The sequence below is a fragment of the Collinsella sp. SGI.178 genome (assembly GCF_050313495.1).
GTDB lineage: Bacteria > Actinomycetota > Coriobacteriia > Coriobacteriales > Coriobacteriaceae > Collinsella.
The window spans coordinates 15,834-35,795 of sequence record NZ_JBNPLM010000022.1 but is presented as its reverse complement, the minus strand read 5'-3'; the positions used below and the strand labels follow the sequence as shown (position 1 = coordinate 35,795).

General features: G+C 59.4%; 17 protein-coding genes. All 17 read right to left on the bottom strand.

What is annotated here, in order from left to right; translation table 11 throughout:
• Positions 1–55 precede the first annotated feature (55 nt).
• Positions 56–310 carry a preprotein translocase subunit SecG gene (gene secG / locus ACQRAQ_RS07045; protein ID WP_006236144.1) on the bottom strand — a complete coding sequence of 85 codons (255 nt, stop codon included), beginning with the start codon at positions 308–310 and terminating at the stop codon, positions 56–58.
• 164 nt (positions 311–474) lie between these two features.
• Entirely contained in the window at positions 475–2,028 is a 1,554-nt protein-coding gene (gpmI, locus tag ACQRAQ_RS07040; RefSeq protein WP_304212185.1) for a 2,3-bisphosphoglycerate-independent phosphoglycerate mutase, read from the bottom strand.
• Positions 2,029–2,033: 5 nt separating this feature from the next.
• On the bottom strand, positions 2,034–2,801 hold the full coding sequence (tpiA, locus tag ACQRAQ_RS07035; protein ID WP_154517452.1) for a triose-phosphate isomerase: 768 nt from the start codon (positions 2,799–2,801) through the stop codon (positions 2,034–2,036).
• Positions 2,794–3,984, bottom strand: a complete 1,191-nt coding sequence (locus ACQRAQ_RS07030) for a phosphoglycerate kinase (RefSeq protein WP_304212190.1) — start codon at positions 3,982–3,984, stop codon at positions 2,794–2,796. The genes tpiA and ACQRAQ_RS07030 overlap by 8 nt, the downstream gene beginning before the upstream one ends.
• A 140-nt stretch (positions 3,985–4,124) precedes the next feature.
• A complete protein-coding gene (gap, locus tag ACQRAQ_RS07025; protein WP_154517458.1) occupies positions 4,125–5,150 on the bottom strand; it encodes a type I glyceraldehyde-3-phosphate dehydrogenase in 1,026 nt (341 codons plus the stop codon).
• Positions 5,151–5,343: 193 nt separating this feature from the next.
• Positions 5,344–6,273 (bottom strand): DNA-binding protein WhiA, encoded by a 930-nt coding sequence (gene whiA / locus ACQRAQ_RS07020; RefSeq protein ID WP_427794377.1) that lies wholly within the window; start codon positions 6,271–6,273, stop codon positions 5,344–5,346.
• 6 nt (positions 6,274–6,279) lie between these two features.
• Positions 6,280–7,200 (bottom strand): RNase adapter RapZ, encoded by a 921-nt coding sequence (gene rapZ, locus ACQRAQ_RS07015; protein WP_427794376.1) that lies wholly within the window; start codon positions 7,198–7,200, stop codon positions 6,280–6,282.
• Between the two features lie 99 nt (positions 7,201–7,299).
• A complete protein-coding gene (locus tag ACQRAQ_RS07010) occupies positions 7,300–7,986 on the bottom strand; it encodes an N-acetylmannosamine-6-phosphate 2-epimerase (protein WP_154517496.1) in 687 nt (228 codons plus the stop codon).
• Positions 7,987–8,056: 70 nt separating this feature from the next.
• The gene (locus ACQRAQ_RS07005) at positions 8,057–9,022 is read right to left on the bottom strand and encodes an ROK family protein (protein WP_427728775.1); all 966 of its coding nucleotides are present in this window, start codon (positions 9,020–9,022) and stop codon (positions 8,057–8,059) included.
• A 170-nt stretch (positions 9,023–9,192) separates the two neighbouring features.
• Positions 9,193–10,113: a dihydrodipicolinate synthase family protein gene (locus ACQRAQ_RS07000; RefSeq protein WP_427718650.1), complete on the bottom strand. Its 921-nt coding sequence runs from the start codon at positions 10,111–10,113 to the stop codon at positions 9,193–9,195.
• A gap of 68 nt (positions 10,114–10,181) precedes the next feature.
• Entirely contained in the window at positions 10,182–11,033 is an 852-nt protein-coding gene (locus tag ACQRAQ_RS06995; RefSeq protein ID WP_427748184.1) for an acetylxylan esterase, read from the bottom strand.
• Positions 11,026–12,003, bottom strand: coding sequence for an acetylxylan esterase (locus ACQRAQ_RS06990; protein WP_427794375.1), 978 nt, complete (start codon positions 12,001–12,003; stop codon positions 11,026–11,028). The genes ACQRAQ_RS06995 and ACQRAQ_RS06990 overlap by 8 nt, the downstream gene beginning before the upstream one ends.
• Positions 12,004–12,083: 80 nt before the next feature.
• Entirely contained in the window at positions 12,084–12,911 is an 828-nt protein-coding gene (locus ACQRAQ_RS06985) for an ABC transporter ATP-binding protein (RefSeq protein WP_154517508.1), read from the bottom strand.
• The gene (locus tag ACQRAQ_RS06980) at positions 12,912–14,927 is read right to left on the bottom strand and encodes a dipeptide/oligopeptide/nickel ABC transporter permease/ATP-binding protein (protein ID WP_427728769.1); all 2,016 of its coding nucleotides are present in this window, start codon (positions 14,925–14,927) and stop codon (positions 12,912–12,914) included.
• Positions 14,928–14,930: 3 nt separating this feature from the next.
• Complete coding sequence (locus ACQRAQ_RS06975) at positions 14,931–15,887, bottom strand: ABC transporter permease (protein WP_370450641.1); 957 nt, start codon at positions 15,885–15,887, stop codon at positions 14,931–14,933.
• Positions 15,888–16,044: 157 nt separating this feature from the next.
• Complete coding sequence (locus ACQRAQ_RS06970; RefSeq protein ID WP_427718660.1) at positions 16,045–17,652, bottom strand: ABC transporter substrate-binding protein; 1,608 nt, start codon at positions 17,650–17,652, stop codon at positions 16,045–16,047.
• Positions 17,653–18,016: 364 nt separating this feature from the next.
• Positions 18,017–19,903 carry an excinuclease ABC subunit UvrC gene (gene uvrC / locus ACQRAQ_RS06965; protein ID WP_427728785.1) on the bottom strand — a complete coding sequence of 629 codons (1,887 nt, stop codon included), beginning with the start codon at positions 19,901–19,903 and terminating at the stop codon, positions 18,017–18,019.
• Positions 19,904–19,962 lie beyond the last annotated feature (59 nt).

Sequence of the window (19,962 nt, the reverse complement as noted above, 5' to 3'; positions counted from 1 at the left end):
CAAAAAGGGTCCCGCACTTGCGGAACCCTTTTCAATTATTTTATGCGGCTCGTGCTTAGTAGCCCACGATGCCCTGCGGGAAGAAGAACATGCACAGCACGACGCACACGGCAAACACGACAGCCATGATGACGGTCAGGCGGTCAAGGTTCTGCTCCATAACGCCCGTGGCAGAGCTGGAGTTATACAGCGAGCTGGCGATCATATCCGAAACGCCGGTGCCCTTACCGGAATGCATCAGGACGAGAATCGTCAGCGCCACGGCAGAGACAGCCCAAACTACAAACAGCAGAATCTGAAACGGACCCATAGAGAAGCTCCTTAATAGAACAATTCAAACTCCAGTACTGTACCACAACCCCCGACACTCCCCACCTGCCATTTGGGGACGAGGTAGAAATGGCAGAAATACCAAAAAAGGGGGTTGCCCGAATATGGTCAACCCCCTTGCAAAGAAACGCTTGGCGTTTTCTCTTAGGCCTCGGTCGCGAGTACACGGCCCGTCATCTCGGCGGAAGGCTCCAGACCAGCCATAGTGAGCATAGTCGGAGCGATATCGGAAAGTCGACCGTCCTCGATACCGGTGAGCTGTGCCTTCTCATCAACGATGATGAACGGCACGCGGTTGGTGGTGTGAGCCGTAAACGGATGCTTGGAACCGTCGGAAGCAACGTCAAACATGTGATCGGCGTTGCCGTGGTCGGCGGTAATCAGCGCAAAGCCGCCCTTAGCGAGAATCGCCGGGACAACCTTGGACAGGGCATCGTCAACAGCCTCGACGGCCTTAACGGCCGCGTCGAAGACACCGGTGTGACCAACCATGTCGCAGTTCGCGAAGTTCACGATGTAGAAATCAGCGCGGTCCTCGTTGATGGCAGCGACGAGCTTCTCGGTAACCTCGGGAGCGCTCATCTCGGGCTGCAAATCATAGGTAGCAACCTTGGGGGAAGCGACGAGCACGCGCTCCTCGCCCTCCTTGGGCTCCTCGATGCCGCCGTTAAGGAAGAACGTCACGTGGGCGTACTTCTCGGTCTCGGCGGTGTGCAGCTGCTTCAGGCCATTGGCTGCGATTACGTCGGCCAGAACGTTCTCGGGGAACGTCTTGGGGAAGGCGACCTCGACGTCAAACGTCGGATCGTATTCGGTCATCGTCACAAAGTGCGAGAGCTTGATCTGCTCGCGCTCAAAGCCGTCGAACTCCTTGTCCGTGAACACGCGGGTCATCTGACGAGCGCGGTCGGGACGGAAGTTGAAGAAGATGGCCGCGTCGCCCTCGTGGATACCCTCGTTGTGGGCAGCGAACGGCTCAACGAACTCATCGCCGCGCGGATCCTTCTCGTAGTAGGCCTTGATACCGGCAACGGGGTCGGTATCGGCATCGGACGCATTGACCATGACGTCGTAGGCGCGCTCGATGCGCTCCCAACGGTTGTCGCGGTCCATGGCCCAATAACGGCCCGAGACGGTAGCAACGCGAGCGTCGCAACCAGTCTCCTCGGAGATCTTGGCCAGGAAGGCGCAGAACTCGCTCATGTAGCCGGCACCGGACTGCGGATCGACGTCGCGGCCATCCATAAAGGCGTGAACGCGAACGGTCTTAATGCCATACTGGGCAGCCATCTTGACCAGGGCCTCGACATGGTTCATGTGAGAATGAACACCGCCGGGGCTCATAAGGCCCATGAGGTGCAGGGTCTTGCCCTCGGCCTTGACGTCATCCATAGCCTTGACGAAAACCTCGTTCTTGGCGATGGAGCCGTCCTTGATGGCGTTGTTGATGCGCGAAAGCTCCTGAAACACGATGCGGCCGGCACCGATGTTGAGGTGACCCACCTCGGAGTTGCCCATCTGGCCGTCGGGAAGGCCCACGTCCTCGCCCGAAGCACCGAGCGTGGTGTGAGGATACTTCTCGTACAGGCTATCGAGGAAGGGCGTCTTGGCGGCAGCGACGGCGTTCTCGCCGTCGGCCGGAGCCAAGCCGCAGCCATCCATGATGATTAGGAGTGCAGGAAGATGACGCTGTGCCATATGCCCTACTCGCCTGCCTTGACGACCATAGAGGCGAAGTCGGCAGCCTTGAGCGAAGCGCCGCCCACGAGGGCGCCGTCAACGTCGGGCTTGGCAACAAGCTCAGCGATGTTGGCGGGCTTGGCGGAGCCACCATAAAGAACGCGGATGCCGTTGGCGAGCTCCTCGCCGAACATCTCCTTGAGGGTCTCACGGATAGCGCCGCAGACCTCCTGAGCGTCCTCGGCGGTAGCGGTCTTGCCGGTGCCGATGGCCCAGATGGGCTCGTAGGCGACGACGACCTGCTTGGGGCAGGTGATCTCAAGACCCTCGAGACCAGCCTTGACCTGGTTCACGACATGCTCGACATAGGTGCCGGCCTCGCGAACCTCAAGGGACTCACCGCAGCAGAAGACGGGAACAAGACCGGCGGCAACGAGAGCCTTAGCCTTCTTGTTCTGGTCCTCATCGGTCTCGTGGAAGTAGTCACGACGCTCGGAGTGGCCGATGATGCAGTAGGTGCAGCCAGCGGACTTGAGCATGTCGCAAGAGGACTCACCGGTGAAGGCACCCTTGGCCTCCCAGTACACGTTCTGTGCACCGAGGGCGATGGGGGCAGCCTGAATGCGGTCATGAACCGTAGTAATGTCGATGGTCGGAGGGCAGACGAGCACCTCGACGCCAGCCGGAACCTCGGGCAGAGCCTGGGCCAGCTCGTCGGCGAGCTTGGCAGCCTCGGCGACGTCGTTGTTCATCTTCCAGTTACCAGCGATAAGAAGGGTGCGATTAGGCATCGAGAAGCGCCTCCACTCCGGGCAGGGCCTTACCCTCGACGAGCTCCATGGAAGCGCCACCGCCGGTGGAGATCCAGCTCATCTTGTCGGCCAGGTTAAACTTGTTGACGGCTGCGACGGAATCGCCACCACCGATGATCGAGGTGCAATCAGCCTCGGCGACAGCCTCGGCGATAGCCTGGGTGCCGTGAGCGAAGTTGTCGAACTCAAAGACGCCCATGGGGCCATTCCAGAATACGGTCTTGGCGCCCTTGACGGCCTCGGCGTAGAGCTCCTCGGTCTTGGGGCCGATGTCCATGCCCTCACGGTCGTCGGGGATAGCGTCGGAAGCGACAACCTCGGGGACAGCGTCCTCGCCAAAGTGGTCGGCAACACGGTTGTCGATGGGGAGCAGGATCTTGACGCCCTTCTCCTCGGCCTTCTTGAGCATCTCGCCAGCGCGCTCGACCCAGTCCTCTTCCTTGAGGGACTGACCGACGGTCATGCCCTGAGCCAGGAAGAAGGTATAGGCCATGCCGCCACCGATAATCAGGGTGTCGGCGGAGTCGATAAGGTGATCGAGAACGCCGATCTTGGAGGAAACCTTGGAACCGCCGACGATGGCGACGAAGGGACGCTCGGGCTCGGCGAAGATACCGGTCAGCGTGTCGACCTCCTTCTCCAGAAGGAAGCCAGCGACTGCGGGCAGGTAAGCGGCGGGACCCACGACGGAACCCTGGGCGCGGTGAGCGGTACCGAAGGCGTCGAGGACGAAGACGTCGCCATAGGAAGCGAGGGTCTTGGCGATCTCGGGATCGTTCTTCTTCTCACGCTTGTCAAAACGGACGTTCTCGAGAACGAGGACCTTGCCCGGCTCGACGGCGGCGACGGCCTCGGCGGCCTTCTCGCCATAAGTGTCGGCGACAAAAGCAACATCGAGACCAGAGAGCTCGGCGAGCTTCTTGGCGACGGGCTCGAGGGAAAGCTCGGGCTGGAAGCCGGTGCCCTCGGGACGGCCGAGGTGGCTCATGAGGATAACGCGAGCATTGTGCTCAACGAGATAGTTGATGGTGGGCAGGGCAGCCTTGATACGGGTGGTGTCGCCAACGACGCCATCCTTGATAGGCACGTTGAAGTCAACGCGGACGAGAACGCGCTTGCCGTCGACATCGATGTCGCGGACGGTCTTCTTGGTAAAGGCCATGTTTGCTTCTACCTTTCGTACGTGTCTGCCTCCCATTACGGCAGACGATTTCTTATAAAAAGGGCGCGACCTTAGGGTGTAAGCCCTATAAGGCCGCGCCCTTTTTTAGACGCTCAACGAGCTATTCGCTAAAAGCCAAATTAAGCAACGAACTTCTCGAAGTACTTGATGGTGCGGACCATCTGAGAGGTGTAGGAGTTCTCGTTGTCGTACCAAGAGGTAACCTGAACGAGGGTCTGGCCGTTGCCGAGGTCAGAGCACATGGTCTGAGTGGCGTCGAAGATGGAGCCATGGGTCTCGCCGATGATATCGGTGGAGACGATGTCGTCCTCGTTGTAAGCGAAGGTCTCGGAGATGGTGGCAGCGTAGGCCTTCATAGCGGCGTTGACCTCGTCGGCGGTAACCTTCTTGTCAACGACAGCGTAGAGGTTGGTGAGGGAGCCGGTCGGCGTCGGGACGCGCTGGGCGGCACCGATGAGCTTACCGTTGAGCTCGGGGAGAACCAGGCCGATAGCCTTGGCAGCACCGGTGGTGTTGGGGACGATGTTGACGGCGCAGGCGCGGCTACGACGCTTGTTGCCCTTGCGCTGCGGGCCGTCGAGCGGCATCTGGTCGCCAGTCCAGGCGTGAATGGTGGTCATGATGCCGGACACGATGGGAGCGAAGTCGTTCAGACCCTTGGCCATCGGGGCGAGGCAGTTGGTGGTGCAGGAAGCAGCGGAGATGATGTTGTCCTCAGCGGTCAGCGTCTCATGGTTGACGTTGTACACGATGGTGGGCAGATCGCTGCCGGCCGGAGCGGAGATGACGACCTTCTTGGCACCAGCGTTGATGTGGGCCTGAGCCTTAGCCTTGCTGGTGTAGAAGCCAGTGCACTCGAGAACGACGTCGACGTCGAGGTCGCCCCAAGGCAGGTTGTTGGCGTCGGCCTCCTTGTAGATCTTGATCTCCTTGCCGTCAACGGTGATGGAATCCTCGCCAGCGACGACCTCGTGATCGCGAGCATAGTTGCCCTGCGTGGAGTCGTACTTCAGCAGGTAAGCGAGCATATCGGGAGAGGTGAGGTCGTTGATAGCGACGATCTCGGAGCCCTCATGACCGAACATCTGACGGAAGGCCAGACGACCGATGCGACCGAAGCCGTTAATAGCAACCTTTACTGCCATTGTGTCTCCTTTCGTAAGGCCCCCGCAAGCTACAGCGCCCGCCGTTGAGGCCCACAAACTAACCACTCGCCTAATATACCTTTTTTTTGACTTGAATTTCACGAGAATGCTCGAAATTGAAAATCAAATTTGCTTTAAAACGTTTTAAAGCATAAAACAGCAGTTCAAGTACTATATAAACTGCCGCTTTAAACTACCTGTTCGCTTCAATGAGCTTTTCAAGACGCAAAACACGGTGATATAGGGCCGACTTTGACAAAGGAGGGTCGGCCATCTCCCCCAAATCTCGCAGTGAGAGATCGGGGTAGCGCTCGCGTAAGTCACAAAAGGCCGCCAAGGCATCCGGGAGCGCATCGCGCATGCCGCGTCGCTCAAGCTCCTCGATAAGCGCGAGCTGATGTTGGGCAGCGCCGGCGCTTCTCGTCTGGTTGGCCAGCTCAGCATTCACGCGACGATTTACGTCGTTTTTCACCAACTTGACCGCACGGGCTTCCTCGATTTCGGCAACGCTGCGCTTGGCGCCAATCAATTTGAGCAAATGCTCAATCTCCTCGGCGCTCTTGATGTACACGGCATATGATCCTCGCCGGGCGTTGACGCGTGCATGAACCCCGACCTGCTCCAACAGGTCGCAAAGCCCCTTGGCGTATTGTTCGCCCTGCACCGCAATCTCCAGGTGAAAATCGCCACGCGGGTCTGCCACAAAGCCGCCGGCAATCAAAGCGCCGCGAATGTAGGCGAGCCTGCAGCAGGGCCGGGCGACGATATGGCGCGGCACACCGGCGACGAGCCCTCCCCTGCGGTCGAGAATGCCCAGCAGAACCAAAGCCTTATCGAGGTCGGGCTGGTCGGGCAAGGTGATGAGATAGTTTCGCACCTTATGCAAGACCGACTTGCGAACGGTAAACTCCGTTTTGAGCTTGAGGATGCGGTGCGTCAGCGTAATCATCGTGCGTGCAACGGCACCCGTCTCGGTCGCAACCGTCAAACGGTACCGACCAGAGCCCGCCAGCGAAAGCGTGCCACTCACACGTGTAAGAGCGGCAAGTGTCGACAGATCGCAATATTCACATTCGGGTTCGCAGCGCGCAAGCTCGTCACGCACCTCGGCGGTAAACGACATTCAAACCTATGCTTTCGTATTGGCACGCGACAAGTCGCGGTGAGAAATGCTCACGTGATACTGAGCACCTTCCAGGTATCGGGCCGTAGCCTCTGCAATGGCAACGCTGCGGTGCTGGCCGCCCGTACAGCCGATGGCAATGGAAAGCTGCGGCTTGCCCTCCGCGATATAACCCGGCATGACCGTATCGAGCAACTGCGTCCAAACCTTCCAGAACTCCTGCGTCTTGGGATGGTCCAGGACAAAGTCGGAGACCTTCTTATCGAGGCCGGTCAACGTGCGCATCTCGGGGTCGTAGAATGGATTAGGCAGGAAGCGAACATCGATCATGATGTCTGCCTCGACGGGCATACCATGCTTAAAGCCAAATGAGAAGACGTGGACGTCCATGAGCTGCTGGTCGGACAGCTCTGAAAAAGCCGCACGCAGCTTATTGCGTAAAGCAGAGGTACGAAGGCGGCTCGTATCGATGATCATATCGGCTCGGTCGCGCACGCCCTGGAGTTGTAAACGCTCGCGCTGGATGGCGTCGGCCGTGGTCTCCCCCGGCTTCGCAATGGGATGGCGGCGGCGGTTTTCGCTGTAGCGGCGAATCAGCACCTCATCAGATGCATCGAGAAACACAATGTCACAGCTCATCTCGCGCTCTTCCAAGGCGGCAACGGCGTCAAGCAGCTCATCAAACAGGCCTTGGCTGCGAAGGTCACAGGTAACAGCAAGATGTCTACCCACACCCGTATTGATGCCAACAAGCTCTGCGAGCTGCGCAATCAGGCGCGGAGGCAGGTTGTCGATACAAAAATAGCCCATGTCCTCAAACACATGCATGGCTTGCGTTCGGCCCGATCCGGACATTCCGGTGATGATGACGATATCGGGAATGCGCTCCGTGCGCTCCGCCACATCCATGGCATCTCCCTTTTGCATGTGCTGCCTCCTAAAATAAGCGCAGGACCCGGCCAGCGGATCCCGCGCGATCAATTGCCTTAGTTGAGTATACCGCCCCAAGCGGATACGAGGCCCGTCTTACGCCTCAAGCGCAGCCTTGAACCAACTCGTAATACTTGTGGGGTGCGTAATGGCAGTGCCAACGACAACGGCCCAGGCGCCGGCGTCAATCGCGGCGCGAGCCTCCTCGGGCGTATGCACACGACCCTCGCAAATAATGGGAAGACCGGGGAACTCCTCGGTTGCCTGGCGCAAAAGCGGCAGGTCGGGGCCGTCTGCCATGGTGCAATCGATGGCGGCGACGCCATGCGAAAGCGTAGTGGAAACCAAATCGAAGCCCATGTCGACCGCGCGGCGGATATCCTCGATCGTGGCGCAGTCCGCCATCAGAAGCACGCCCTCCTCGTGCAGCGGACGAAAAGTGTCCTCGAGCGACTTGCCATCGGGGCGCGGACGATCGGTGGCGTCAATCGCCACGATGTCGGCACCGGCAGCAACGCAGGCGCGGGCGTGACGCAGCGTCGGCGTGATGTAAACGCCCTCGTGTCCATCCTTCCACAGGCCGATAACAGGAACCTCACAACGACCCTTAATGGCAGCAATGTCGGCAAGGCCCTGGCAACGAATGGCGGCGGCGCCACCGAGTTCGCAAGCGCGAGACATTTGAGCCATGGTCTCGGGCGTACGAAGCGGCTCGCCCATATACGCCTGAACGCTCACGATGAGCTTACCCTTCAGGGATTGAATTAAAGGATCGACGGTCATAAGGCTATAACCTTTCTCAGAACAGCCTCCCGAGGCGTGTCGTCTCGGGAGGCTCCTACAGCAGATACGTTTACTTTAACGAGGCAAGAAGATGCTCGGCGGCACCGATAAGCGGTGCGTCGCCCTCCAGAGAACCGATGAGAATCGGCGTGTCCTGAAGCGGATCGAGCGCCTGGCTGGCATAGCCCTCGTGTACCGAATCCTTCCACGTCTGCGAACGCCAATCGGGTCCCTGGTGAATTACGCCACCCGAAAGCACGATGACCTCTGGATCCAGAATGTTGGCGAGCGAGCCCAAGCTAGCGCCCAATGCAAAGCCGGCATCGTGGATGACCTCGGTCGCCTTTGCGTCACCCGCGCGGCACAGGTCGTTCACGTCGCGGCCAACCGAGGGACGGCTGGGGTCAACACGACCGAAGCGCTCGTCGTACATGCGCCCAATCGACGTACCCGAAGCCACCGACTCCAGATGGCCGGAACGCCCGCAGGCGCAGGGAATGCCGGCGGCAGCCGAGCACTCGATGTGGCCCATATGGCCGGCAGCACCATGGAAGCCCTGCATCACGCGGCCGTTCTCGACATATGCGCCTCCGATACCCGTACCGATGCCCAGACACAAGACGGAGAACTTGCCCTTGCCGACGCCCCAATGGGCCTCACCCAGAGCATGAGCCTGCACGTCGCCTACAACGGCAACGGGAAGACCGAGGTCCTCGCGCAGACGCGGCCCCAACTGAACGCCGGACCAGCCGGGCATGATCTCGTTGGCATACGCGATGGCGCCCGTCTTGGGATCGACGACGCCAGCGGCACCGATACCGACGCCAAGGACCTCGACATCGGGATTCGCCTCGAGAGCGGCCTTGATGGACGCCTCGATACGCTGGAAGACGGCCTCACCGCCCTCTTGGGCCTCGGTGGGAACCTCAGCCTCAAATACGGGATGGGGCACGCCGCCATCAGCCGGATATTCCATAATGGCGGTCGCAATCTTGGTGCCACCGATATCAACGGAGCAGATGTACTTGTTCTCCATGTCGCTCTCCTTAGGAGATAAAAACAACTACAGGAAATAAAGGCGGTGTTATCGCCGCAGCTTGCTAAAGGCTTCCCGAGTGCCCGGGGTTGGGGTGAAAGCGGTCGGGCATTGACCTAATGGGTCACGCTCGATCGCTTGAGCCCCAAGATCGGGTGCCCGGGAAAGCTTTACAGGAGACCGTTGTCCTGGAGGACCTTCCTAATCGCCTCGACATTCTCGCCGGTCATGGCCTTCACCGGGCGCGGCATGGTCGGGCTGTCGAAAATGCCCATGAGGTTCATAGCGGTCTTGAAGGCGCCAACGCCACCGGCATAGCCCTGGACGCCCGAGGTGACGTCCCAGATGTGCGAAATCTCATTGAGGCGATCCTGCTCGGCTTTGACGGTAGCCCAGTCACCAGCCTGAGCGGCCTTCCACTGACGCACGTAGCCCTCGGGCTCAACGTTGGCGAGACCCGGGACAGAGCCGTCGGCGCCACCAAGGTAGGCACCGTCGACGACGACCTCATGGCCGGTGAGGATGCTCATCGGATGGCCGTTCTTCTCGTTCTCCTGAACGAGGTAGCGGAACGAGACGTCGTCACCCGAGGAATCCTTGACGCCAGCAAGGACGCCCTCGGCGCCGAGCTTTGCAAGGAGCTTCCAGGGGAGCTTGGTGTGAACGCACACGGGAATGTCATAGGCAAAGATGGGCAGGTCGAGCTCCTCGTGCAGGATGCGGAAATGCTCCTCGACCTCGGTCATGCCCTGCAGGGCATAGAACGGGCAGGTGGCAACGAGCGCATCGGCGCCCAGCTCCTGAGCAACCTTACCGTGCTCAATCATGCGCTCGGTCTCGGTATCGATGATGCCGACCAGAACAGGAACGCGGTGGTCGACGATTCGAACGGCCTCGGCGATGATCTGTCGACGACGCTCGTCGGTGGAGAAAACGACCTCACCCGAAGAGCCCAGGAAGAACAGGCCATCGACGCCGGCGTCGATCATGCGGTTGATGCTGCGCTCAAAGGAGGCAACGTCGAGCTGGTGATCTTCGGTATCGGGAACAACGACGGGAGGAATAACGCCGGTGAATTTCTGAGTTGCCACAAGAATCTCCTTAGTTGTCTGGCGGGTGGCCCTATGCCGCCCACTCTTGTTGGCAGTGTCCAGGCCGTCTAGGCCAAAGAACACAGGTAGAACGCTTGGTTAAAGAAGTCGACGACTTCGTTTTCGAACGCATTGATGCGTTCGTGAGCATATTTGGCATAGATAATATGCCTCCGGTCACACTCAAGACCGTTGAATACGGCAAACTGGCCCTTGGGATCGCTCACGGTATCCATGAGCGATGTACCCATGAGTACCGATCCGCGCACCCGAGACGACAGCGCTTCGAGGCCGCCGGGAAGCGGATTGGCAACCGCCGTGCAGGCAAGGCCCCGCTCGTCCAGAGCAGAAACCGCAAGCGCGACTCCACCGCCAAGGCCCTCGCCCCATGCAAAGATGCGGTCGGGGTCCATGCCATCAAGATTGCGCGCGACCTTTGCCATTGCACAGCCCCAGCGGACGCGTTCAACAAAAACGGGCGAGGTAACCCCCTGCTGCAGCTCGCTGAGCCCAATCACATCGTCGTCCAGCGCAAGCACGGCATATCCCATGGCGGCAAACCTCGTCATGTGATGCCATCCACGTACGGGTCGGTCGATGTCGTGAAACATCAGGCATAGCGGCACAAGCTCGGATGCCCGGGCGCAACCTGAGGGCTCAATCAAACGGCCGTGTACGACTTCCCCGGCAAGTTCAAAGGAAACCTCGGAGTAGCACGCGCACGGATTGGCGAAATCAATCGCCGTGACAGTCAGTCCGCAAACCTCAAGGTCCGAAGCAGCTGCCTCCAACTCGGAAACATCCGCCAAGGCATCGCCGCGCCAATCACGGAAATCGGAGAGCCTTGACGAAACCGTCCCAGAGATCCCCGCAAGCTCGGGGTCAATCAGCTCATTGACATTGCTCTCGCACTTAGACATGAGCCTCCCCTTCCTTGCAGAAAAACGGAATGATCAGATCGTCAAAATCCTGAATCTCCTCGTGGCCAAAACCCTCAAAGAACTCATGGCGCTTCTCACAGGTCAGGTTGTTGTAGACCGCAAACTGCGTCGCCGGGGGACAGACGATATCAGCCGTTCCCGTGCCAAACAGCACGTGGCATTTGACCATGGGGGCAAAGTTCTTGGAATCGAAATACGCCAGCTTGGCATAGGCTTCGTCAATACGAGTCGAGTCCTCGTCAAACCAGCGAGACCAATAGCGCAGGCCCTCGTAGGCAATGTCGTCGGCATCCAAATCCCAGACCAGGCGGAAATCCGACAGGAAAGGATAGAGGATGGCGGCACGATTGATAAGCTCGCTGTTAAGCGCGCAGGTCGCAATGCCCAAGCCACCGCCCTGCGACGCACCGTTCACAAAAACACGGGCAAGATCGATGCCCTCGAGCTCGCGAACAATGCGGCACAGAATGCGGATATCCTGATGCAAGCGTACGTAGTAGAGATTGGCCGGGTCGCCGTCGATACCGGCAACGATATGCCCGGCAACCGTTGTGCCTTCAAATCCACCAATATCCGCGGAGGGGCCACCCTGACCGGGGCAGTCGAGGGCGACAAGTGCCATGCCCATACCCGCAAACGATGCCTGCTCGAACCAGCTGCGGCTTGCGCCCGGATAGCCGTGGAACTGTAGCACCAGCGGCACGGACTCGTCCGAAACCGGCTTGAGATACTTGGCATGCAGGCGGGCGCCACACATGCCGGTATACCAGAGGTCAAAAAACTGGCAGGTCGCAGCATCGGCAATCGATGCCGTCTCGACCGAATAGTCGATCTCGACGGCGTCAGCCTCGGCCATGCGGTCGTTCCAAAAGAGATCGAAATCTGATGGACGAGGCATGGCGCCCCGATAACCACCAAATTGCTGTTGTAGCTCCTGAGCGCTTGGCATGGCTCGTGAACCCAACCTTTCGAAATCGCAACGAGGGTGCGCCCGGCAAGGGAGCCGGGCGCACAGGAGGGAAAGCGAACCTACTCGCCAAGCTTGGGGTGCAGCAGCGACGGCGCAGCACCGAGCAGCATCTTGGTGTAGGGGTCCTGCGGGTTCTGGAAGACCTGCTTGGCCTCGCCCTGCTCGACGATCTTGCCGCCGTTCATGACGATGATGTCGTCAGAGATGTAGCGGACCGTCTGGATGTCATGGCTAATGAACACCATGGCCAGGCCGAGCTCCTTCTTAAGATCGGTCAACAGGTTGAGGATCTGCGCGCGGACCGAAACGTCCAGAGCCGAGGTGGGCTCGTCGGCGATGATGGCGTCAGGGTTCAACGACAGGGCACGGGCAATTGCCACGCGCTGGCGCTGACCGCCCGAAAGCTGGCCGGGAAGAACCTCGGCGGCAGAGCTGGGCAGACCGGTGAGCTCCAGGAGTTCCTTAACGCGCTTCTCCTGCTCGGCCTCGGTACCCAGGTTGTGGACGCGCATGGGGTCGAGCAGCTGCTCACGAACGACCATGCGAGGGTTGAGTGCCGTCGCGGGGTTCTGGAACACGACCGAGATGACGCGGCCCATGTGACGACGATCCTCGGCAGTACGCTTGGTGACGTCCTTGCCCTTAAAGTAGACCTTGCCACTCGTGGGGGCCTGCAGGCCGCACATGACATTAGCAGTGGTGGACTTGCCGCAACCGGACTCGCCGACGATGCCGATCGTCTGACCGGGCATGAGCTTAATGGTCACGCCTTGGACGGCATGAACCAGATTGGGGTGCAGGATCGAACCGGTACGGGTCCTAAAGGTGACGTGGACATCGTCAAGGAAGATAATCGGCTCGACGCCGTTGACCGCAGTCTCGCTCATCTACATCACCTCCGCATGAGGGGTCAAACCATTTGCCTTGAGCACCTCATCGGGGAGCTCGGAATAGAAGTGCTCGGTGCCGGGCACGCGCTTGAAGACCGGACGGGTGTCCAGGCCGATGTGCGGATGGCTTGAGCGGGGCGCGAAGCGATCGCCCTTGGGGAAATCGCGCGGGCTGGGGACGGCGCCGGGCACCTGGTGCAGGCGGCCCGAACCGCTCTCGATGGACAGAACGGAACCCAGAAGACCGCGGGTGTACTCGTGAATCGGGTTGGTGAGCAGCTCCTTGGTGGGCGCCTGCTCGATAACCTGACCGGCGTACATAACCGTGATGTTATGGGCGACCTCGGCGACCAACGCCAGGTCATGCGAAACGAAGATCATGGCAAAGCCGAGCTTGGCCTGAAGATCGTTGAGCAGCTTAATGACCTGCTTTTGGACGGTAACGTCCAGAGCGGTCGTGGGCTCGTCGCAGATGACCAGCTTGGGGTCGCGGGTAAGGGCCATAGCGATCAGAACGCGCTGACGCTGTCCGCCGGAAAGCTCGTGCGGATAGCTCTCGAGCGTACGCTTGGGATCGAGGCCGACGAGCTCCAGGAGCTCCTCGGCGCTGCGGGTGCCGCCGCGCTTGGTGAGCTGCTTCATCTGGGCGGAGATGAGCATAGAGGGGTTGAGCGAAGACAGGGCGTCCTGATAGACCATGGCGATATCGGTACCGCGCAGGCCGAACCACTCCTTCTTGCTCATCTTGAGCAGGTCACGACCCTCCCAGAGGACCTCGCCGGAAAGATGCTCGTCCTCATCGGTCAGGCCCATGATGGCCAGCGTGGTGATGGACTTACCGCAGCCGGACTCGCCTACCAGGCCCATGGTCTGGCCGGGACGGACGTCAAAGTTGACATGGTCGACCACGTTGATATCACCGTGGTGCTCAAACTGGATGCAGAAATCGCGGACCGAAAGAATCGGCTCAACGGACTCATCGGGCACATGGCGGTCGTTACGCTTGAGCTCGACATCGCGCAGGGCGCCAAGACGGGCGGACAGGGACTGGGCCTGCTCCTTGTAGGCGCGAACGGGGTCGGAGACCAGCAGGTCGGCCTCGCGGCGCTTGGAGGAATCGGTCGGATCCAGAGCGGCGGAAGGAGCAGCGGCCATAGCGTCGGTAATGCCCTCGGAGAGGATGTTGAGCGCCAGGCAGGTGATCATGATGGCCAGACCCGGGAACAGCGCCTGCCACCAACGACCGGCGAGCACGCCACCGCGGGCGTCGGCGAGGATGTTGCCCCACGTAGCAGTGGGCTCCTGGATGCCAGCGCCGATAAAGGTCAGCGAAGCCTCGAAGATGATGGCGTCGGCGACCAGGGTGACGGTGAAGACCATGATCGGGGCAATGCAGTTACGAAGAACGTGCTTGATCAGAATCCACGGAGCCTTGGCGCCGGAGACGATGACCGCGCGGACATAGTCCTCACCGTACTCGGATACGATGTTGGCACGCACGATACGGGCGATCTGCGGGGTGTACATAAAGCCGATCGCAAAGATAATCGACGGCACGGAGTTGCCCAGGATGGAAACGAAGACGGCTGCGAGGGCGATACCCGGGACAGACATGATGATGTCCAGGATGCGCATAATCGTCTCGGAGACGGCCTTGCGCGAAACCGCAGCAAGAGCACCGACAACGGAGCCACAGACCAGAGCCATAGCGGTAGCACCAAAGCCGATGATCAGCGAGTAACGGCCACCGTAGAGCATACGCGAAAGGATGTCACGGCCCTTGTCGTCGGTTCCGAAGATAAACCCGTTGCCGGGAGCCTGGCGAGCCGTAAAGATCTCGACCGGGCTATAGGGGGCAAGAACGGGGGCAAGAATCGCAGTCAGGGCGACCAGCACCAGCACGATGGCGGCAATCTTAGAAGACAGCGTCATCTTCTTCCAGCCACCGAGCTTGAGCCCCTTGGAGGCAGCCTTCTCGAGCTGCTCGGTTTGCTTCTCTCGAATCTTTACCATAATCTACACCGTCCTGATGCGCGGGTTGATGAGCAGGTAGAGCATGTCAACCACGATGTTGATGATGATGAAGGCAAGAGCAACGACGATGACGACGCCCTGAACCAGGTTCGCCTCGTTGCCCTGAACGCCCTGCAGGATCGCAGTACCCATGCCGGGGAGGTTGAAGATGACCTCGATGACGACGGCGCCGCCCATGAGATAGCCAATCTTAAGACCGAGGGTGGTGACCGGGGTGATCAGCGCGTTGCGAAGAACGTTGATGCCGACGACGACCTTCTCGGGAACGCCGGCGCCGCGAGCCATACGGACATAGTCCTTGTCGAGCTCCTCGACCATGGCGGTACGCACGATACGAGTCATCTGACCCGTCAGCGGAAATGCCAAGGCGATGGCGGGCATGATCATGCGTCCCAGATAGCCAGCCGGATTCGTGGTGAAGTGCGGCAGGGCACCCGATGCCGGGAGTACCTTAAGGTAGGAAGAGAACAGCAGGATCAACAGAACGGCAAGCCAGAACGACGGGGTTGCCAAGCCGGCGATGGAAAAGACGCGGATCACTTGGTCCGGCCATTTATCGCGATACAGTGCCGCGATGACGCCGAGCAAAAACGATACGACCGCACCGATGGCAAGACCGATGAAGGTCAGCTGCATCGTGACGGGTAGGGCCGTGGAGATGCGCTTGGCAACGGAGTTGCGAGCAGCACCATAGGTGCCCATGTCGCCATGGATCAAATTGCCCATATAGCGCACGTAGCGCACGGGCCAGGGGTCGTCCAGACCATACTTCTCATGGTACTCGGCAACCGCCTCGGGCGAGGCACCGTCACCCAACGCCGTGTAGGCGGGGTCGGTCTTGGAGAACGACATAAGGAAGAACACCAGGACGGTGACGCCCAATGCCATGATCGGCAGCGCCACGAGACGCCTTCCAATCAAACGTAGAAAGTTGTTCACGTTCTCTCCCCTTTCTTTTGTCGGTAGGACCAACTGGTATATGAGTACGGACACTCATTACAAGACCCGAGCGACATCGTTGCCGCCCGGGTCTTTGTTTCAACTATGAGGATACGGTCCCAACGGCCGACATCCTGCATATAGACTCAAGCGAGTCTTACGCCTTGACGGTCGCGACACCCTTAAAGGACATGCTCGTCGTGCCGATGCCCTTGAAGCCATCGAGGGCCTCGCCGTTGGGCGCAGTGGACGGGTCGTTCCAGGAAGCGGAGACGGTCTTAACGTGGACAACGGGGTACAGAACGGCGTTGTCGGCGATGATGTCGAAGCACTCGTTCCACTTCTTCTGCTGCTCGTCGCCCTCGGCGGCAAGAGCCTCGTCCATAAGGCCGTGGAGCTTCTGCCACTCAGCGGACTCCTTCCACGGGCAACGGGTCTGCATCCAGACGTTGTCTCCGTACCACCAGTTGAGCAGCAGGTCGGGGTCTGCGCCGAAGCAGGAAGGATCGCCAGGGGCAAGGAGGATATCGTAGGCCTCGCCGCCGTCGATGGCAGCATAGGTGGCCGGCGAGGTATCGGTCTGGATGGTCACATCGAAGCCGAGAGCGTCGAGGTCGTTCTTGACCTGGGCAGCCATACCCTTGATCTGCTCGTTATCGGTGGTGCGCAGGGTAATGGCGCCCGGGGTGATACCGGACTCCTCGATAAGCTTCTTGGCCTTCTTGGCGTCGGTCTTGTACACCGTGGAGGCCTCATGATAGTTGGTGAAGCTCTTGGGCAGGTAGCAGCTGGCAGCGGTAGCAAGGCCGGCGAAGGTGTTGCTGATCATCTTCTCGGTGTCGAGCGCATACATGACAGCCTGACGGACCTTGACGTCGTTCCAAGGCTCCTTGGCGACGTTGAACATGATGAAGCGGGTGCCGAAGCCCTGGACGTTGTCGATCTTGCAGCCGGCGCCCTCGAGCTGGTCGACGGCGTCAGCGGTAACGAGCTCCATGACGAGCGTGGAGCCTTCCTGCTGAGCGGTGACGCGAGCGGTGGGGTCGGTCAGGATGCTGTACTGGATCTTCTTATCCTCGGCAGCATACTCACCGTTGTACTCGGGGTTGGGAACCAGGGTGATCTCGGTATCGGAGATAGAATCGTACATCCAGGGGCCGGAGCCGATCGGCTGCTTGGCGCGATCCTCCTCGCTCTGGGCGGCAGGAGTAACGCGAATGATGGCCAGACGATCCTTGAGCAGGGAGAAGTTGGGGACCTTGGTCTTGACCGTCACGGTGCTGGCATCCTTGGCCTCGATGGACTCGAAAGGCTGGAAGAACGGAGCGTAGGTGGCAGAAGCGGCGCAAGCGGTGTAGGAGGCGACGACGTCGTCAGCGGTAACCTCGGTGCCATCGGAGAATTTGGCGCCCTTGCGGATGGTGACCTCGAAGGTGGTGTCGTCCACGGACTTGGGATCATCGGTGGCGAGCTCGTTGAAAGTGCTGTAGTCGTGGTAATCGATGCCGTAGAGGCCCTCGACGACGTGCCAGTTAGCGCCCAGGCCCACGGCGGAGCCGGTGCTGGCGGGGTCGAAGCTGGACGGAGCGTAAGCGGAACCGGCGGTGATCACGCCGCCGCCACGGTTGGCGGAATCGGCGGGAGCGGAACCCTCGTCGCTAGAGCTGCCACCGCAGCCAGTGAGACCAAAGCCGGCGACAGCAGCGACGCTGCCGGTGAGGCCAAGGAACGAACGCCTGGACATACCCTTATTGATGATGGCCATGTCTTCTCCTATCAATAGAGAATCTTACCCGGGAGCACCTAAACTTGCCCCCGCGCAACTTGCGGACGATATATACCTTACCTACCGACAAACCCAACTGAGGTGCCGCGCTCGGCGACCGATACATACATACGCTTGAACGGTATTTACTACCGTTCACCGAATTCGTTGACAAACGATACAGCAGACAGTATGTATCGGCGAGGTGAGATATCAGTCTTCGTCAACCCGCAGGATAGCAGGGTTTTCGCTTGGGTTAGTCAAACGTTTTAGCGTTAATAAAACCCGAAACCAGCAGGCAATCATGGCGAAATAAATGGTTGAAAATCGCGCAATCATGTATATCAGTTGTTTAGGCTCGTGTTTAGCTATCGGAATGGCCAGCCGCTGCCTCGGCGCGCTCGGCATTCCATGCAACGAGCGCCTCGTGGACCGCCTTGGCAACATCGGCAGGTATGCCGCGAACTTCCGCGATCTCTTGCTCACTCGCCGCGCGCAACCGCTTCATCGAGCCAAAATGGCGCATAATTGCACGTTTTCTAGTGGGTCCCACGCCTGGAACGTCATCGAGTACCGAAACCGTCATGGCTTTATCGCGCAATTCGCGATGGAACGTGATGGCAAAACGGTGCGATTCGTCGCGCACCTGCTTGATGAGATAGAGCGACGCAGACCCGGTCGGAAGTACGACAGGAGTCTCGTCCCAAGGCACGAAAACCTCCTCATCGGCCTTTGCCAAACCACAAACTGGTATATCGAGCCCAAGGGCCTCAAGTTGCTTAATTGCAGCCGTCAATTGCGGCTTGCCGCCGTCGACAACGAGCAAATCGGGGCGCGAGCCAAAACGTTCGTCGCCCATCCGCTCGGGAGCATAGCGACGCCCCAAAACCTCGGACATCGAAACGAAGTCGTTCGCCTCGTCCAATTCGGCCTGGATTTTAAAGCGGCGGTACTGGCTCTTGTCGGCGTGGCCGTTGGTAAACACCACCATCGAGGCGACCGTAAAGGTGCCATGAAGCGTAGAGATATCGAAGCACTCGATTCGCATTGGCGGCGCAGGTAGCGCCAAGGCGCTCTCAAGCTCCAGGAGCGCTCGATTGGTGCGATCGTCGGCGTATCCCGTGCGCATCATATAACGCATGAGGGCATGACGCGCATTTTTAGATGCCATATCGAGCAACCGGTGTTTTTCGCCACGCTGAGGCCTATGGAGATGACAGGAACGCTCGCGCTTGTCCGAAAGCCATTCCCCTAGCGCCTCCGCATCCTCAAGCTCGACGGAAAGGTTCACCTCGGCTGGAATATCAGCCGTCTCGTCGTAATAGCGCTTGAGAAAGCCCGACTGAAGCTCCTCTTCATCGACATCCAGGCCCTTATCGAGAATGAACTCACAGGTTCGAACCGTTCGCCCCTCGCGCACAACAAACACGCAGGCGGCCGAAATGGTCTCTTCTCGATAGAAACCAATCACATCGAGATCGACACTCGACGGAAAAACGACCTGCTGTCGGTCGTCCAAGCCCCTAATAACTTCCAAGCGACGCTTGACGCGCGCCGCCCGCTCAAAATCGAGCGCTTCGGCGGCGTCCGTCATCTCGGATGTAAGCTCATCAACGACATCTTTACGATGGCCCGACAAAAATCGCTCGACGCGTTTAACGTTTTTAGCATAGTCGGCTGGAGAGATCGCACCGACGCATGCCCCCGGACCGCGGCCAACATGGAAGTCAAAGCAGGGACGCCCGTTTTGAGCGCAAATCATATTGACGATATCTTCTTCGCCCTTGTGGGACTCGACGATACGGCGGCATCGACGCCATTCCGCACAAGAAGCCGAGCAGATCGGGATTACCTTGCGCAGCGTATCAATGGTCTCGCGCGCCGCGCGGCTGTCGGTGTAGGGACCAAAATAACGCGTTCCCGGCTTATGACGCTCACGAGTATATTTAATAGCTGGGAACAGATCGCTCTTGGTGATAGCGATAAAGGGATAGCTCTTATCGTCCTTAAGGTCGACATTAAAGTACGGATGATATTGACCGATCAGGTTGCGCTCGAGCACCAGCGCCTCGTGCTCGTTCTCGACAACGATATAGTCAAAGCTCGCAACCAGCTGCATCATCAGTGGAATCTTTTGGCGCTCGTCCTGCAGCGTCACATATTGACGCATGCGCGAGCGCAGATTTTTAGCCTTGCCAACGTAAATGACATCGCCCTTGGCATCTTTCCAAAGGTAGCAGCCAGGCTGCATGGGCACACGCGAAACCTGTTCGGCAAGCGTTGGAATGTTGTCATGACCTGCCACGACTG